This is a genomic window from Pseudorhodoferax sp. Leaf265, from assembly GCF_001422365.1.
GTDB lineage: Bacteria > Pseudomonadota > Gammaproteobacteria > Burkholderiales > Burkholderiaceae_C > Pseudorhodoferax.
In genome coordinates this window covers 112,077-128,550 of record NZ_LMMT01000036.1, presented here as the reverse complement: position 1 = coordinate 128,550, position 16,474 = coordinate 112,077, and the positions used below count along the sequence as shown (strand labels likewise).

Genomic DNA, 16,474 nt, shown 5'->3' with positions numbered 1-16,474 from the left:
ATGGCCAGCGCCACCGCACCCCGCTTCGCGCCGCCGCTGGGCCTGGCGCTGCCTTTGGGCCTCTTCTTCGGGGTCTTCGTGCTCGCCCCCATGCTGCTGCTGGGCTGGATCAGCCTGCACGACGACCAGGGCATGACGCAGTTCGGCATCGCCCAGTACGCCAAGTTCCTGGGCGACGGCTTCAACCTCTCGGTGCTGGGCGGCACGCTGTTGCTGGGGCTCAAGGTCACGCTGCTCACCTTGCTGATCGGCTTTCCGCTGGCCTACCTCTACACCCAGGCGCCGGCGCGCTGGCAGGGCCTGCTCATGCTGCTAATCGTGCTGCCGCTGCTCACGAGCTCGGTGGTGCGCACCTTCGCCTGGGTCGTGATCCTGGGCCGCCAGGGCATCGTCAACACGGTGCTGATGGACTGGGGCCTGATCGCGGAGCCGCTCAAGCTGCTCTACACGCCGGGCGGTGTGACGGTGGCGCTGGCCCAGATCGAGCTGCCGCTCATGGTGCTGCCGCTCATCACCTCGCTCATGAACACCGACGCCAACCTGCGCCAGGCTTCGCTGGCGCTGGGCGCGGGCCACTGGCGCACCTTCTGGCAGGTCACGCTGCCGCTCACGATGCCGGGCCTGCTGGCCGGGGCGCTGCTGGTGTTCGCCTCCAGCATCAGCGCCTTCGTCACGCAGACGCTGGTGGGCGGCGGGCAGCAGATGTTCATGCCTTACTACATGTACCAGCAGGCCATCCAGGCCAACAACTATCCGTTCGCCGCCGCGATCGCGATGCTGCTGCTGGCCAGCGTGCTGGCCGTGGTCGTCGCCATCAACGCGGTGGGCCGCCGCAGCCGGGGATTCGTCCATGCCTGATGCCTTCGTTTCCGGCGCCCTCGCGCGCCCCGCCACCGCGCCGCGCGCGGCCGAGTCGCTGGCCGGTGCCCTGGAGCGGCGTTCGTTCTGGGCCGTGTTCGGCGTGCTGGGCGTCTGCGCCGGCGTGCTGCTGCTGGCGCCGACCGTGGTGGTGCTTATCACCTCGTTCACGAGCGGCTTCTCGCTCAAGTTCCCGCCGCCGGGCTACTCGGTGCGCTGGTACCAGGCGCTCTGGGAGTCGCCCGAATTGATCGACGCAGGCGTGCTCTCGCTCAAGCTGGCGGCTGTGGCCACCAGCATCTCGGTGGTGCTGGCCGTGGCCGCCGCGCTGGCGCTGGCACGCCGGCGCGAGGGCTGGGCGCGCGCAGCCGAGGCCGTGCTGCTCTCGCCGCTGATGCTGCCGGCGCTGGCCATCGGCCTGTCGCTGCTGATGCTGTTCAACATCGCGGGCACGGGCCTGTCGTTCTGGACGCTGGTGCTGGGCCATGTCGCCATCACCACCCCGTACATCCTGCGCACCACCTCGGCCAGCCTGCTGCAGATGGACGGCGTGCTGCTGGAAAGCGCACATTCGCTGGGCGCCTCGCCGCTCTACGTGTTCCGCACCATCACGCTGCCGCTGATCGCGCGCGGCGTGCTGGCCGGTGCCTTCATCGGCTTCATGTACTCGTTCGACAACGTGGCGGTGTCGCTGTTTCTGTCGGACGCGCGCAGCGAGGTGCTTCCGATCCGCATGTGGCACATCATCGAGTCGAACCTGGATGTGCGGGCGGCCGCCGTGTCGGGCGTGCTGATCGCAGCCACGCTCGTGCTGATGATCGTCATGGAGCGCGTGGCCGGCATCACACGCCACATGCGGTGACATGAATCCACCCCGTTTGGCTGGCTCACTTCGTGTAGCCAGCCCATCCCCCTCAACGGGCGCCGCCAGCGGCCTGGCAGAGCCAGTTCCGCGGCGTCTGTTGGCATGGCCTGCTCCGCGGCCTTCGGAGCCGCTGCCGATTTCAACCTTGCCGATGGACCTGGTCGCCGCCCCAGCGCAGCCGCAGCGCGAGGTAGTCGGCCTCGAGCACGCCATCGCGCAGCGCCACGGCGTGGCCGGTCAGCGTGCAGAAGCGCTCGATGCTGTACTCGCCCAGGTCGCTGCGGCGCAGCGTGGCATGGCGCAACGCCAGCACCAGCGTGGACACACCGGCCAGCTTGAGCGCGCCCGCGCACATGGGGCAGGGCTCCATCGTGCAGTACAGCGTGGCGCCCTGCGCCGCGGCCGGGCCGTGGGCCGCGAAGGCCTGGCGCAGCGCGTCGGGCTCGGCGTGCAGCGTCGGGTCGCCCTGGCTGACCTGGCGGTTCTGGCCACGGCCCAGCAGCTGCCCATCGCGTACCAACACCGCGCCGGTCGGCCAGTCGCCGCGGGCGTAGGCGGCCTCGGCTTCATCCAGCGCGAGGCGCATCCAGTGCGCGTCGTTCATCCATCGTCCTTCCAAACATTCGGAGCCAAACCATGAGCAAGAAACGCACCCTGCTGCGCAATGCGCGCGTGCTGCTGGGCGATGCGCTCGCGCCGTCCGAGCGGCCGCAGGACCTGCTGGTCGAGGGCGACAGGATCGCCGCCATCGCGCCGGCCGGCCAACTGGCCGACGCGGACCGCGTCGTCGACCTGTCGGACCACCTGCTGGTGCCGGGCCTGGTCAACGGCCACCAGCATTCGCACGAGCATTTCCAGCGCGGCCGCACCGAGAACCTGCCGCTGGAGCTGTGGATGCACCTGGTGCGCACGCGCATCCCCGTGCCCCTGACACCGCGCCAGGTCTACCTGCGGACCATGATCGGTGCCATCGAATCGTTGCGCACGGGCTGCACCACGCTGGTCGACGACACGGCGCTGGGCGGCGCGATCGACCGCACCCGCATCGACGCCATGTTCCAGGCCTACGAGGACATCGGCATCCGTTCGCTGGCCGGCTTCGCCATGATGGACCGGCCCATCATCGACAACTTCCCGTTCGCGGACGAGCACTTCCCGCCCGCGCTGGCGGCCGAGCTGCGCGCCGCGCCGCCGCCGGCCAGCGGCGACCAGCTGGGTCTGGTGCGCGCGTTGGCGCGCACGCGCCATCCGCAGCACAACCGGGTCGGCGTGCTGGTCTCGGCCTCGGCGCCGCAGCGCTGCAACGAGCCCTTCCTGCTGGCGGTGCGGGCGCTGGCCGACGAGCTGGCGCTGCCGCTGATCACCCATGTGCAGGAGACGCGCATGCAGGTCGTGACCGGGCAGATCTTCTACGGCAGCCCCATCGTGGAGTATCTGGACCGCATCGGCTTCCTGAAGCCGGCGACCAGCCTGATCCACGCGGTCTGGCTGAACCCGCGCGAGATCGAGGCGCTGGCCCGCAGCGGCGCCACGGCCCAGCACAACCCCTGGAGCAACCTGACCCTGGGATCGGGCGTGCAGCCCGTGCGCGAGCTGCTGGAGGCAGGCGTCAACGTCAGTCTGGGCTCGGATGGCTCGTGCTCCACCGTCACGGTCAACATGCTCAACGTGTTGGGCAGCGCTGCGGCGGTGTCCAAGCTGCGCGGCGACGAGCCCGGGCGCTGGCTGTCGGCGCGCGAGGCGCTGTCCGCCGGCACGCTGGCCGGTGGCCGCGCGCTGGGTTTCGGCGAAGCGCTGGGCAGCCTGCGCGTCGGCGCGATCGCCGACCTGGTGGCCTACCGCACCGACACCGTGACGTTCACCCCGTACACCGACCCGGTCCGCCAGCTGGTCTATGCCGAGCGCGGCGCCGGCCTGGGCTTCTCGATGGTGGCGGGCGAGGTCGTGCTGCAGGGCGGCGCACTGACGCGCATCGACGAGCGCGCGCTGCTGCGCGAAGCCCAGTCCGAGTTTGGCGAGCTGGCCGAGCGCTTCGACGCCGCCGAGGCCTCGGTGCAGCCGGTGCTGCAGGCGGTCGAAGCCATCTACCGGCGCACGCTGGCCATGCCGATTCCGTCCGACACCCACGCCGCGCGCCTCCCGGTGCACTGACCCACGCCGTCCCCTGTTCCGATCCACCGTTGCCAGCCCTGGAGTTCCTCCCATGACCACTTCGACGATTTCCCGCCGCCACCTGCTTGCCGCCAGCGCCGCGACGGCCCTGCCGCTGGTGTCCCGCCTGGCACATGCCGCCGGCATGCCACTGGCCCAGATCAAGGCCGCCGGCGAGCTGCGCATCGGCTGCGAGGCGGCGTATGTGCCCTTCACCTACCGCCAGGGCGCCGAGATCGTCGGCTACGACGTCGAGCTGGCCGGCCTGCTGTGCAAGCCGCTGGGCGTCAAGCCGGTGTTCGTCGACACCGCCTGGTCCGGCGTGATCCCCTCGCTGTACACCAAGAAGTTCGACATCGTGATGAGCTCGATGAGCTACACCAAGGAGCGCCTCGAACGCGTGGGCTTTTCCATCCCCTACGCCGAGGCGTCGCAGGCGCTGCTGGTGCGCGCGGGCGATGCGGACAAGATCAAGGCCGTCGGCGACCTCAATGGCCGCACGCTGGCGGTCAAGCTGGGCTCGCCCGGCCAGATCCTGCAGGAGAAGATGAACGCAGCGCTCAAGAGCGGTGGCGGCAGTGGCTTCAAGGAGCTGCGCACCTTCGACGACCATCCGTCCGCCTATGTGGCCCTGGCCCAGGGCCGGGTCGATGGCGTGCTGAACACCCTGGCCACGCTGGGCATGGTGCTCAAGGATGCACCGGGCAAGTACGCCATCGTCAAGGGCATGGGCGGCGACAACTGGGCCGGCATTGCGGTGCGCAAGGAAGACACCGAGATCATCGCCTACCTGAACGAGCAGCTCGCGGCGCTGAAGGCCAGTGGCGCGATCTACCAGCTGCAGGAGAAGTGGTTCGGCTTCCGCATGCAGCTGGCCGACAACATCCCGACCTTCGGCTGATGGCCTTCGACTGGAACCTGGTCGAGAACTCGGTCCCCCTGCTGGGGGCCGGGCTGCTGACGACGCTCAAGATCTCCTCGCTCGCCATGCTGCTGGGCCTGGCCCTGGGCGGCGTGCTGGGGCTGGCGTCGATGTCGCGCTCCGGCACGCTGCGCTGGCTGGTGCGCGCCTATGTCGATTTCATCCGCGGCACGCCGCTGTTGATCCAGATCTTCCTCGTCTACTTCGCGTTGCCCGAGATCGGCATCAACCTGCCCGAGTTCTGGGCCGGCGTGATCGCGCTGGCGCTGAACGCGGCGGGCTTCCTGGCCGAGATCTTCCGCGCCGGGCTGAACGCGGTGGAGAAGGGCCAGGCCGAGGCCGCGCGCTCGATCGGCATGCGCCACACCCAGATCCTGTGGCATGTGCTGCTGCCGCAGTCGCTGCGCTCCGTGGTGCCGCCGGCGACCAACGAGCTGATCTCGCTGGTCAAGGGCTCGGCGCTGCTGTCCGTGATCTCGGTCTACGAACTCACGCGGGCCGGCCAGGCCGTGGTCGCGGTGCACTTCGCCCCGTTCGAAATCTTCCTGATGATCGCGCTGTACTACTACCTCACGGTGTCGGCGCTGGCCTGGCTCTCGCGCTGGCTGGAAAGGCGGTTGCCCGCATGGTGAAACCGGTACTGCAGGCCACCGGTGTCTGCAAGAGCTTTGCCGGCCGGCAGGTGCTGCGCGATGCCGCGCTGACCGTGGCCGAGCGCGAGACCGTGGTGCTGATCGGCCCCTCGGGGTCGGGCAAGACCACCTTCCTGCGCTGCCTGAACTGGCTGGAGACGCCCGATGCGGGCCAGATCCGGCTGCGCGGCGACCTGATCGGCCGCGACGTGGCCGGCCGCGAGCACAGCGAGGCCGTGCTGTCGCGCCAGCGCAGCCGCATCGGCTTCGTGTTCCAGCGCTTCAACCTGTTCGCCCACCAGTCAGCCCTGGACAACGTGGCAACGGGACCGCGGCGTGTGCTCGGCGTTTCCGCTGAGGAGGCGCGCGAGCATGCCCGCACCGAGCTGGCCCGCGTGCACATGGATCAGCACGTGGACAAGCGGCCGTCGCAGCTGTCCGGCGGCCAGCAGCAGCGGGTGGCGATCGCGCGGGCGCTGGCGATGCGGCCCGAGCTGATCCTGTTCGATGAGCCGACCTCGGCACTCGACCCGGAACTCGTGACCGAGGTCGTCGACGTGATGCGCGAGCTGGCCCAGGGCGGCATGACCATGGTGGTGGTCACCCACGAGATGCGCTTTGCGCGCCAGACCGCCGACCGCGTGGTCTTCATGGATGGCGGCCTCGTTATTGAGCAGGGACCGCCCGAACAGATCTTCGATGCGCCGCAGGCCGAACGCACGCGCCGCTTCCTGGGACACCTACATGCATGACACGATTGACCAACTGCTGACCGATCTGACGGTCGTGACCGTGGATGCGCAGATGCGCGTGCTGAAGGACGCCGGCGTAGCGATTCGCGGCGGCCGCATCGCCTGGGTCGGCCCCATGGCCGAGCTGCCCGCCGAGCTGGCGCCGCTGCCGCGCCAGGCGCTGCCGGGGCGGGTGCTGACGCCGGGCTTCGTGAACGTGCACACGCACGCCATTCTGAGCATGGTGCGCGGCGTTGCCGAGGATCTCGGCTTCGCGCCGGCCTACACGCCGGGCATTCCGCACGGGCACGACGTGACGCCCGATGAGGCCGTGGCGCTGGCACGGCTGGGCGCGGTCGAGGCGCTGCTGTTCGGCTCCACGCTGGTCAACGACACCTATGTGCACGCCGACCTGACGCTGCCGGCCATGGCCGAGATCGGCGGGCGCGTCTACAGCTGCGGCCGCATCCACGATGCCGACTTTTCGCTGATCGGCGATGGCCGCTGGGAGCACCACGACGCCATCGGCGAACGCACGCTGGACGAGGCGCTGGCGCTGGCCAGCCGCTGGCATGGCGCGTTCGACGGCCGCACCGGCGTGCAGCTGTCGGCGCATGCGCCGGACACCTGCTCGGACGCACTGCTGGCCCGCATCGGCGAGGCCGCGCGTCGCCACGGCCTGCGCGTGAACACGCACCTGGCGCAGAGCCGCAAGGAGGTGGCGCAGGTGCTCGCGCGTTCGGGTCGCACGCCGGCGCAACTGCTGGAGGACACCGGCCTGCTCAACGACGAGCTGGTGGCCGCGCACTGCCTGTTCCTGGACGAGGCCGACATCGCGCGCTGCGGCCGCGCCGGCATCCACGTGGCCCACATCCCCAAGGGCAACGCGACCGGCGGCACGGCGGCGCCCACCTCGGCGCTGCGCCGCGCCGGTGCGGCGTTGACGCTGGGCACCGACAACATGCATGCCGACATGGTCGAGGTGCTGCGCTGGGCCCTGGCGATCGGCCGCATCCAGGAGGACGGCGTGGACGACTTCTGGCAGCCCGAGGATGTGCTGCGCATGGGGACCATGGGCGGCGCGCGGGCCATGGGCCTGGCCGAACAGGTGGGCAGCATCGAGGTCGGCAAGCAGGCCGACCTGGTGGCCTTCGACTTCCGCCGCGCGCACCTGGTGCCTTGCGTCAAGCCGGTCGGCAATCTGGTGCACACGGCCCAGGGCCGCGATGTGGAGCATGTCTGGGTCGCCGGCCGCCAGGTCGTGGCCTCGGGCCGGCCCACGCAGGTCGATCTGGAGCAGATCCTGGCCGACGCGCAGCGCGCGGCCGATGCGCTGTGGCGGCGCGCGCGGGGCGGCTGAGCATGGCCACCGCACGCGATTTCTCCGGCTACCGCTGGAACTACCCCACGCTGCGCTGGCCCGGCGATGCCGGCCTGGCCGTCTCCTTCGTGCTCAACGTGGAGGAGGGCGCCGAGCTCGCGCTGAGCGCGGGCGATGCGCGCAACGAGAGCCACCACGAGGTCACCCATGAGGTGGTGGGCGCGCCCGACCTGTGCATGGAAAGCCAGTTCGAGTACGGCGCGCGCGTGGGCTACTGGCGCATCACGCGCGCGCTGATGGCCGCCGGCATCCCGCTCACGCTGAACGCCTGTGCGCGGGCGCTGGAGACCACCCCCTGGATCGCCACGGATGCGGCCGCGCAGGGCTTCGAGGTCTGCTGCCACGGCTGGCGCTGGGAGTCGCACGCGGGCATGGGCGAGGCCGACGAGCGTGCGCTGATCGCGCGCTGCGTGGAGAGCATCCGCCGCCTGCACGGCCGCGCACCCGTGGGCTGGCACACCAAGTCCTCGGCCTCGGTCAACACGCGGCGCCTGCTGGTCGAGCAGGGCGGTTTCCTCTACGACAGCGACGCCTACAACGACGACCTGCCCTACTACGTGCGCGTGGCCGGCCAGCCGCACCTGGTGCTGCCCTATGCCTTCGACACCAACGACATGCGCTTCTTCGACAGCCACGCCTACGTGCGTGGCAGCGATTTCGCCGACTACGCGATCGACGCCTTCGACGCGCTGCTGGCCGAGTCGCGCGAGACGCCGCGCATGCTGTCCATCGGCCTGCACACACGCATCATCGGCCGGCCCGGCCGCATCGAGGGGCTGCGCCAGCTGATGCGCCACATCGCCCAGCGCGGCGGCGCCTGGTGCGCCACGCGCGAGCAGATCGCGCGCCACTGGCTGGCCCACATGCCACCGGAGGCCGCCGCATGAAGCTGCTGCTCGTCAACCCGAACCTGACCCAGGCCGTGACCGACGCGGTGCTGGCCGCGGCGCGCAGCCGCGCAGCGCCCGGCACCGAACTCGTGGCCGTGACCGGAAGCTTCGGCCCCGCCGTGATCGGCTCGCGCGCCGAGAACGCGCTGGCGCAGCACGGCGTGCTGGACCTCGTGGCGCAGCACGCGCCGGGCTGCGATGCCGTGGTGCTGGGCGTGTCGCTGGACACGGCGCTGTGGGCCTGCCGCGAACTGCTGGACATGCCCGTCGTCGGCATGACCGAAGCCGGCCTGCTGTGTGGCGCCACCGTGGCGACGCGCATCGGCCTGTTGACCAACGGTGTGCGCATGGGGCCGCTGTACCGCGAACTCGTGCAGTCCTATGGCCTGGGCGAACGCCTGGCCGGCGTCGAGACCTTGGCGCTCACGCCGCAGCAGATGGTGGGTGCGCCGCAGGATGCGCAGGACGCCGTGCTCGCTGCCGCCAGGACGCTCATCGAACGCGACGGCGCCGAGGCCGTGCTGCTGGCCGGCGCGGCCATGGCGTCCATGGCCGAGGCCTTGCAGCCGCAGCTGCCGGTGCCGCTGCTCGACGGCGTGGGCTGCGCCGTGGCGCTGGCCCAGGCCCTGGTGGGCCTGCGGCTGCCGCGCGCCCGCGTGGGCAGCGTGGCTCCGACGGGCGGGCGCAGCGTGCAGGGCGTGTCACCCGCTCTCACGGCATTGTTCGGACGGTCGGCATGATGGAACTCCACGAACGCAGTGCGCGCGCAGTGGCCGCGCAGGTCCAGGCCGGAACGCTCAGCGCAGTGGCGGTGGCGCGCCACTTCATCGACCGGGTGGAGCGCCTGAACCCTGGGCTCAACGCCATCGTGCAGTTCGACGCCGAACAGGTGCTGGCCGAGGCCGCGGCCGTCGATGCGCGGCTGGCCGCAGGCGTTGACCTGCCCATGGCGGGCGTGCCGTTCACGGTCAAGGACAACCTCTGGGTCGCGGGCCGGCGCATCGCCCAGGGTTCGCGCCTGTTCGAGGACTTCGTCGCACCGCGCGACGCCTGGGCCGTGGCCCGGCTGCGCGCCCGGGGCGCGGTGGTGCTGGGCATCACCAACTGCTCGGAGTTCGCCTGCAAGGGCGTGACCAGCAACCTGCTGTACGGCGCCACGCGGCATCCGCTGGACCCGGCGCTGACGCCGGGCGGCTCCTCGGGCGGGGCCGTGTCGGCGCTGGCCGCGGGCCTGGGCCTGCTGGCGCTGGGCACGGACGCGGGGGGCTCCACGCGCCGGCCGGCCGCGCACTGCGGCCTGGTCGGCTTCAAGCCCAGCAACGGGCTGATTCCGCACCCCTGGGGTTTCGCCGAGCCGAACTTCGGGCTCTCGGTGATCGGCCAGCTCGCGCGCGACGTGGACGACTGCGCCTGGCTCTACGACCAGCTGCTGGCCTACGACGCAGCCGACCCGGCCGGCGTGCCGATCGCCGTGGGGCTGGAGACTTCCGCGGGCCTGCAGCAGCCCGCGGGCGGCCTGCGCGTGGCCTGGAGCCCGCAGCTGGGCTGCGACTTCGCGGTCGATGCGGATGTGCTGCAGGCGCTGCAGCAGCGCGTGGATGCGCTGCGCACTGGCGGCTGGCAGATCGACGATGCCGATCCGCCCTGGCCGGCCGAGGCGCGCGAGTACCCGCTGCTCGCGCTGCAGCAGGCCGGCCTGCATGCGCTGTACGGCGCGCGCCTGGCCGATGCGCGCGACCGGATCGACCCGGTGCTCGTGGCCCAGATCGAGGCCGGCGCCGCGGTCACGCCCGCGCAGGTGGCGCGTGCGCTGCGGCTCAAGGAAAAGCTCATCGCCTGCCTGGCGGGCTTCTTCGAACGCTACGACCTGCTGCTGTGCCCGACCACGCCGGTCACGGCCTGGCCGCTCGACCAACTCGGCCCGCCCGAGATCGGCGGCCGGCCGGCCGGGCCGCGCGGGCATGCGGCGTTCACGCCCTTGTTCAACTACTGCGGTGTGCCGGCCTGCTCGGTGCCGGCCGGCACGGTGCGCGGCCTGCCCGTGGGGCTGCAGGTGGTGGGGCCGCGCTTCGAGGACCCGCGGGTGCTGCAGGCGGCCCGCAAGATCGAGAAGCTCAAGGCGTAACGGGCTGCGCTGCGGATCGGCGGGTTCAGCGCCAGAGCGCCGCGAAGTCGGATGACAGCTGCCGCTGGTGGCGGATCGGTTGGCCCTGGCTTGCGACAGCGGACTCACGTCACCTGCGGAGATGGCCATGGTCGATTCCTTTCAAAATTCTGTACAAAACTCTGTGCACCATGCGCGCCTGAAATGGCAAGCGGCGCAGGCATTTGTTCCATTGCAGGATGCGCCCATCTGTTGGAAATAACCGACACCACGCCCCTCCGCATGGCGCTACCTTCGCGCCCATGCCTACCGAACCACGCCTGTGGGACATCTCGCCGCCCGTGCACGCGGGCACGCCGGTGTTCCCGGGCGACACCCCCTACCGCCAGCGCTGGGCCGCCAGCATCGGCCCCGGCTGCCCCGTCAACGTCGGCGAGCTGATGCTGTCGCCGCACGTGGGCGCGCACGCCGACGCGCCGCTGCACTACGACCCGGACGGCGCCGCCATCGGTGCCGTGGACCTCGCTCCCTACCTGGGCCCGTGCCGCGTGGTCCATGCCATCGCTTGCGGGCCACTCGTGCAGTGGGCGCACCTCGCGCACGCGCTGGAAGGCCTGCCGCCGCGCCTGCTCGTGCGCACCTACGCCACCATGCCGCAGGACCGCTGGGACCCGCAGCTGGCGGCCTACGCGCCCGAGACCGTGGAGCGGCTCGCGGCGCTGGGCGTGCGGCTGATCGGCATCGACACGGCCAGCATCGACCCGGCCGACAGCAAGACGCTCGACAGCCACCAGACCATCCGCCGCCACGGCATGCGCGTGCTCGAGAACCTCGTGCTCGACGACGTGCCCGAGGGCGACTACGAACTCATCGCGCTACCGCTCAAGCTCACGACGGCCGATGCCTCGCCCGTGCGTGCCGTGCTGCGCGAACTCCGAAGCTGACACCATGACCACTCTCGAAGACTGCCGCGCGCGCGACGCCGCGGACCCGCTGCGCGCGCTGCGCGACCTGTTCACGATTCCGCCAGGCGTGGTCTACCTCGACGGCAATTCGCTGGGCGTGATGCCGGCCGCTGCGCCCGCGCGCATCGCTGCCGCCGTGACCGAGGAGTGGGGTACGCAGCTGATCCGCGCCTGGAACTCTGCCGGCTGGTTCGACCTGCCGCAGCGCCTGGGCGACAAGCTCGCGCGCTTGGTCGGCGCACAGCCCGGCGAGCTGGTTTGCACCGACTCCACCTCGGTCAACCTGTTCAAGGTGCTCTCGGCCGCGCTCAAGATCGCGGCCGAGGATGCGCCGCAGCGCCGCCTGGTCGTCAGCGAGCGCAGCAACTTCCCGACCGACCTGTACATCGCCGAAGGCCTGTGCCGCGAACGCGGCTACGAACTGCGCCTGGTCGACGCGCCTGGCCAGGTCGCCGCGCTGCTGCCCGAGACCGCCGTGCTCATGCTCACGCACGTGAACTACCGCACCGGCGCCATGCACGACATGGCAGCCGTCAGCGCCGCGGCCCATGCGGCCGGCGCGCTGGCGGTCTGGGACCTCGCGCACAGCGCGGGCGCCGTGCCCGTGGACCTCAACGGTGGCGGCGCCGATTTCGCGGTGGGCTGCGGCTACAAGTACCTCAACGGTGGCCCGGGCGCGCCCGCCTTCGTCTGGGTGCATCCGCGCCATGCGCAGCGCTTCTGGCAACCGCTGTCGGGCTGGTGGGGGCATGCGGCGCCGTTCGCGTTCACGCCCAATTACCAACCTGCGCCGGGCATTGCGCGCTACCTGTGCGGCACCCAGCCCATCCTGAGCCTGACCGCCCTGGAATGCGGGCTGGACACGGTGCTGGCCGCCGAGCCGCTCGGCGGCATGGCCGCGCTTCGGGTGAAGTCGCTGGCGCTGACCGACCTGTTCATCGCGCTGGTGGAGGAACGCTGTGCCGGCCACGGCTTGGCATTGGTCACCCCGCGCGAACACGCACGGCGTGGCTCGCAGGTCTGCCTCTCGCGCAGCGAGGGTGCCTATGCCATCGTGCAGGCCCTGATCGCACGCGGCGTGATCGGCGATTACCGGGCCGGCGATGCGTCGGCGGCGCCGGGCCGCTCCCAAGCCGCCGAGCTCCCCTCGGGGGCCGGACTCGGCTTGCCGAGGCCTGGGGACACAGGTCTTCCGGACATCCTGCGCTTCGGCTTCACGCCGCTGTACCTGGGCTTCGAGGACGTGTGGAACTCCGTCGAGCACCTGCGCGAAGTGCTGGCGACCGAGGAATGGCGCCGCCCCGCGTTCAACCAGAAGAACGCGGTGACCTGATGTCCTCCGAAAAGATCGTCCACGACGAAAAGGCCCAGCTGGACTTCAGCCGGTCCATGAGCTACGGCGACTACCTGCACCTGGACGAGATCCTGAACGCCCAGCACCCGCTGTCGCCCGCGCACGACGAGATGCTGTTCATCGTGCAGCACCAGACCAGCGAGCTCTGGATGAAGCTCATGCTGCACGAGCTGCATGCGGCCATCCGCGCCATCGCCGGCGACCAGCGCGCCGATGCCTTCAAGATGCTGGCGCGCGTCACGCGCATCATGGAGCAACTGGTCAGCGCCTGGACCGTGCTCTCGACCATGACGCCGCCCGAGTACAGCGCCATGCGGCCCTACCTGGCGAGCTCCAGCGGCTTCCAGAGCGCGCAGTACCGGTGCATCGAGTTCGCGCTGGGCAACAAGAACGCGGCCATGCCCCAGCCGCATGCGCACCGGCCCGATCTGCTGGTCCAGGTGGAGGCCGCGTACCACGCGCCCTCGCTCTACGACGAGGCCCTGCGCCTGCTCGCGCGCGAGGGCCTGCCCATCCCGGCGGACCACCTGGACCGCGACTGGACCCAGCCCTACCAGGCCAGCCCCGAGGTCGAGGCCGCCTGGGCGGTGGTCTACTGCGACCCGCACCAGCACTGGGATCTCTACCAGCTGGGCGAGAAGCTGACCGACATCGAGGACGCGTTCCGGCTCTGGCGCTTCCGCCACGTGACCACGGTGGAGCGCGTGATCGGTTTCAAGCGCGGCACGGGGGGGACGGGCGGCGTGAGCTACCTGCGCAAGATGCTGGACGTGGTGCTGTTTCCCGAGATCTGGTCGGTGCGCACGGCGCTGTGAGCGCGGTTGCGCTCATCGCTGGCCGATAAAGGTCCGCACATCCGCGAGCACCGGCGCCAGCCAGCGCAGCGGCCAGGCGAAGGCGCCGACCAGCGTGGCGTGGTTGGGGCGCTCGTACAGGCGCAGCGTCACCGGTACGCCGGCGGCCTGCAGCTTGCGCGCCAGCTGCAGGCTGCTGCGCTCGGTGCTGACGATGGCGTCCTGCGTGGCCGCACCCAGGAAGGTCGGCGGTGCATCGGCCGGCGCGAAGTCGATGGGCTGCGCGTTCGGCGGGTAGTGCGGGTGGAAGAACACGGGCTGCGCGGCGGGGTTGTCGGTCGGGAAGAAATCGTAGGGCCCGGCCAGGCCGATCCAGCCGGCCAGCTCGCGCGGCGCATGGCCCGTGGGCTGCAGCCAGCGCGCGTCGAGCGCCAGCATGGCCGCGTTGTAAGCGCCGGCGCTGTGGCCCATCACGAACACGCGGCGCGGGTCGGCGCCCAGGCGCTGCGCCTGCTCCAGGCCATGGGCCAGCGCGCGTGCGCTGTCGTGCAGGAAGTCGGGAAAGCGCACTTCGGGGTAGAGCCGGTAGTCGGCGATCAGCGCCAGCACGCCCTGGGCGGCCAGGGCCTCGCCGACGAAGCGGTAGTCGCCGCGTTCGCCGGTGTTCCAGGAGCCGCCGTAGAAGAACACCACCATCGGCCAGCCCGCGGCCGGCGGTGCGGCCGTGGGCGTGTAGATGTCGAGCCGCTGGCGCGGCGCGTCGCCATAGGCCACGCCGGCTTGCAGCGTGTAGCTGCCGCGCGCCGACAGCGCGTTGAGCGTGCCGGTGGCAGAGCAGCCGCCCAGCAGCGGCAGGGCGGCGAGGGCGGCGATCAGCAGCGCCAGCGTGCGGTACAGGGAGGGTGTGCGGCGCAAGAGACCTCGTGCGGGGAATGCTCTGGACACCGCTGTACGCCGGCGTCGGGCGTTCGGATCACCGCACAGGTTCTGGGCCGGTCAGTCCTCGAAGCCCACGAAGCGCGCTGCTTCGTCCACCGACTTGCGCTGCGACACCACGGCGTTGGCCGGGAAGCTGTCGTCGGGCCAGCCCATCGCGATGCAGGTCTGGATCACCTGGTCGTCGGGGATGCCGGCCTCGGCCCGCACCACGGGCGACTGCATGATGCCCTGGCTGTTGATCACGCAGCCCAGTCCGCGCGACCAGGCCGCGTTGACGATGGCGTTGACCACGCCGCCGCAGTCGAAGGGCGCGATGTCGCTGCCGTGGATGGCGCGGTCGTAGGTCACGACGATGGACACCGGTGCGCCGAACTGGCGGAAGCCGCGCAGCACCCAGTCTTGCCGCGCGGCCTTGTCCTCGCGTGCGATGCCCATGGCCGCGAACAGCTGCTTGGCGATGCCGATCTGGCGTTCGCGGTGCACGCTCGCGTAGTCCGGCCCGAGCCGGAATTCGCGCGAGTGCGGAATGCCGGCCAGGTTCCGCTCCACGTTGCCGGCGCGGATGCGGTCCAGCACCGCGCCCGTGACCACGTGGAAGTTCCAGGGCTGGGTGTTGAGCGAGGTCGGCGCGCGCATGGCGAGCGCGAGCACCTCGCGGATCAAGGCCTTGGGCACCGGTTTGTCGCGGTAGCCGCGGATGCTGCGGCGCTGCTGCACCACGTCGTCGAAATCCATGCTGTCTCCCTGTCGCTGCTGTAGGGCGCCGACGGACCTGCGGCCCCGGCGACTGCGCGCGGATCATCCGCAGGCTGTCCGGCGCCTGCGATCACCTGCGCGACAGGCGCAGGCCCCTACCCGCGCACCGCACTCGGCGGCTGCCCGATCACGCGCTTGAAAGCGCGGCTGAACGAGGCCTCGGAGTCGTAGCCGAGCCGGCTGGCGGCCACGGCCACGCGCATGCCCTCCTGCGCGATCCAGTGCCTGGCCTGGAACATCTTGACCTTGGCCACGTAGCGCGCCGGGCTCTCGCCCACGGTCTTGGTGAAGGCCTCGGCGAAGCGCGAGCGCGAGGCGCCCATGAGTTCGGCCAGCGCGGGCACGCTCCAGTCGCGCTCGGGCTCGGCGTGGATGGCGGCCAGCACCTTGCCGATGCCGGGGCAGTGCACGGCCGCCAGCCAGCCCGTGGCGTCGTTGCAGGCGCATTCCACCCAGGCGCGGATGATGCTGGCGGCCAGCACGTCGGCCAGCCGCGCGAGGATGCCGCAGCTGCCGATGCGGTCCAGCGCCACCTCGCGCTCCATGGCGTCGAGCAGGGCCGGCACGCCGGGGTCGCGCAGCGCGAGTTCGCCCGCGCGCATGAGGTCCGGCATCAGCGCCATGAGCGGGTGCAGCGGGTCCAGGTTGAAGCGCATGCTGCCGCAGAACAGCAGGTCGGAAGGTGCGTCGCCCGCGTCCGGCGCGCCATCGCGCACGAGGTAGACCTGCTCGGACACCGGTACGCGCGCGAGCGCCGCGATGTCGGTGGCCGGCAGGTCGGGCGCGCTGGCCAGCTCGTGCGCGCTGCCGCGCGGCAGCAGCACGGCGTCGCCGGGGTCCAGTCGCAGCCAGTCGCTGCCTGGCAGGCGCAGCCAGGCGCCGCCGCTGGCGACGAAGTGAAAGCGCGCGTCGCGCTGGGCCGGAAAGCGCAGCGCCCAGGGCGCGCGCACCAGGCAGCGGCCGTATTCCACGCCATCCAGCCGCAGGCCCAGCAGGATGCGCGTGAGCGTGTCGCGCCGATCGGGTGCGATGGAGGGCGGCTCCTGGATGGTTTCGGCAGTGGTTCTGGAGGATTCGTCAAGCATTTCGGCTTTTCCGGCATTCAAACGCCGGAATCTTAGGCCTAAGCTCC

Annotated in this window: 17 protein-coding genes; 13 read left to right on the top strand and 4 right to left on the bottom strand. The window is 71.1% G+C overall.

The features are described 5' to 3' along the window. Positions 1–858 carry an ABC transporter permease gene (locus tag ASF45_RS24165; RefSeq protein ID WP_056669156.1) on the top strand — a complete coding sequence of 286 codons (858 nt, stop codon included), beginning with the start codon at positions 1–3 and terminating at the stop codon, positions 856–858. Then, entirely contained in the window at positions 851–1,720 is an 870-nt protein-coding gene (locus ASF45_RS24160) for an ABC transporter permease (RefSeq protein ID WP_156473168.1), read from the top strand. The genes ASF45_RS24165 and ASF45_RS24160 overlap by 8 nt, the downstream gene beginning before the upstream one ends. 142 nt (positions 1,721–1,862) lie before the next feature. Here ASF45_RS24160 and ASF45_RS24155 read toward each other — a convergent pair whose 3' ends face one another. Further along, positions 1,863–2,327 carry a nucleoside deaminase gene (locus ASF45_RS24155; RefSeq protein WP_056669153.1) on the bottom strand — a complete coding sequence of 155 codons (465 nt, stop codon included), beginning with the start codon at positions 2,325–2,327 and terminating at the stop codon, positions 1,863–1,865. Between the two features lie 32 nt (positions 2,328–2,359). On the opposite strand from ASF45_RS24155, the gene ASF45_RS24150 reads away from it, so the two are divergent. The 11 genes from ASF45_RS24150 to kynA all read left to right on the top strand — a co-directional run bounded on the left by ASF45_RS24150 (position 2,360) and on the right by kynA (position 13,668). Then, entirely contained in the window at positions 2,360–3,874 is a 1,515-nt protein-coding gene (locus ASF45_RS24150; protein ID WP_056669150.1) for an amidohydrolase family protein, read from the top strand. A gap of 52 nt (positions 3,875–3,926) precedes the next feature. After that, entirely contained in the window at positions 3,927–4,775 is an 849-nt protein-coding gene (locus ASF45_RS24145; RefSeq protein ID WP_056669147.1) for a transporter substrate-binding domain-containing protein, read from the top strand. After that, on the top strand, positions 4,775–5,428 hold the full coding sequence (locus ASF45_RS24140; RefSeq protein ID WP_056669143.1) for an amino acid ABC transporter permease: 654 nt from the start codon (positions 4,775–4,777) through the stop codon (positions 5,426–5,428). The genes ASF45_RS24145 and ASF45_RS24140 overlap by 1 nt, the downstream gene beginning before the upstream one ends. Next, positions 5,422–6,180, top strand: a complete 759-nt coding sequence (locus ASF45_RS24135; RefSeq protein ID WP_056669140.1) for an amino acid ABC transporter ATP-binding protein — start codon at positions 5,422–5,424, stop codon at positions 6,178–6,180. The genes ASF45_RS24140 and ASF45_RS24135 overlap by 7 nt, the downstream gene beginning before the upstream one ends. Next, the gene (locus tag ASF45_RS24130; RefSeq protein ID WP_056669992.1) at positions 6,173–7,519 is read left to right on the top strand and encodes an amidohydrolase family protein; all 1,347 of its coding nucleotides are present in this window, start codon (positions 6,173–6,175) and stop codon (positions 7,517–7,519) included. Before ASF45_RS24135 ends, ASF45_RS24130 begins: the two co-directional genes overlap by 8 nt. A 2-nt stretch (positions 7,520–7,521) precedes the next feature. After that, positions 7,522–8,427 carry a polysaccharide deacetylase family protein gene (locus ASF45_RS24125; RefSeq protein ID WP_056669989.1) on the top strand — a complete coding sequence of 302 codons (906 nt, stop codon included), beginning with the start codon at positions 7,522–7,524 and terminating at the stop codon, positions 8,425–8,427. Further along, positions 8,424–9,170 (top strand): aspartate/glutamate racemase family protein, encoded by a 747-nt coding sequence (locus ASF45_RS24120; RefSeq protein ID WP_056669138.1) that lies wholly within the window; start codon positions 8,424–8,426, stop codon positions 9,168–9,170. The genes ASF45_RS24125 and ASF45_RS24120 overlap by 4 nt, the downstream gene beginning before the upstream one ends. After that, positions 9,167–10,555 carry an amidase gene (locus ASF45_RS24115; RefSeq protein WP_235581021.1) on the top strand — a complete coding sequence of 463 codons (1,389 nt, stop codon included), beginning with the start codon at positions 9,167–9,169 and terminating at the stop codon, positions 10,553–10,555. Before ASF45_RS24120 ends, ASF45_RS24115 begins: the two co-directional genes overlap by 4 nt. Positions 10,556–10,836: 281 nt before the next feature. Beyond that, a complete protein-coding gene (gene kynB, locus ASF45_RS24110) occupies positions 10,837–11,478 on the top strand; it encodes an arylformamidase (RefSeq protein ID WP_056669132.1) in 642 nt (213 codons plus the stop codon). A gap of 4 nt (positions 11,479–11,482) precedes the next feature. Further along, positions 11,483–12,832 carry a kynureninase gene (gene kynU, locus ASF45_RS24105; RefSeq protein WP_056669129.1) on the top strand — a complete coding sequence of 450 codons (1,350 nt, stop codon included), beginning with the start codon at positions 11,483–11,485 and terminating at the stop codon, positions 12,830–12,832. Then, positions 12,832–13,668: a tryptophan 2,3-dioxygenase gene (gene kynA / locus ASF45_RS24100; protein WP_056669126.1), complete on the top strand. Its 837-nt coding sequence runs from the start codon at positions 12,832–12,834 to the stop codon at positions 13,666–13,668. Before kynU ends, kynA begins: the two co-directional genes overlap by 1 nt. A gap of 12 nt (positions 13,669–13,680) precedes the next feature. Here the strand turns inward: kynA and ASF45_RS24095 are convergent, their stop codons facing one another. The 3 genes from ASF45_RS24095 to ASF45_RS24085 all read right to left on the bottom strand — a co-directional run bounded on the left by ASF45_RS24095 (position 13,681) and on the right by ASF45_RS24085 (position 16,427). Next, entirely contained in the window at positions 13,681–14,562 is an 882-nt protein-coding gene (locus ASF45_RS24095) for an alpha/beta hydrolase (protein ID WP_056669122.1), read from the bottom strand. 81 nt (positions 14,563–14,643) lie between these two features. Next, positions 14,644–15,321 carry a nitroreductase gene (locus ASF45_RS24090; protein WP_056669119.1) on the bottom strand — a complete coding sequence of 226 codons (678 nt, stop codon included), beginning with the start codon at positions 15,319–15,321 and terminating at the stop codon, positions 14,644–14,646. Positions 15,322–15,437: 116 nt separating this feature from the next. Next, entirely contained in the window at positions 15,438–16,427 is a 990-nt protein-coding gene (locus ASF45_RS24085) for an AraC family transcriptional regulator (protein ID WP_056669116.1), read from the bottom strand. Between the last annotated feature and the right edge of the window lie 47 nt (positions 16,428–16,474).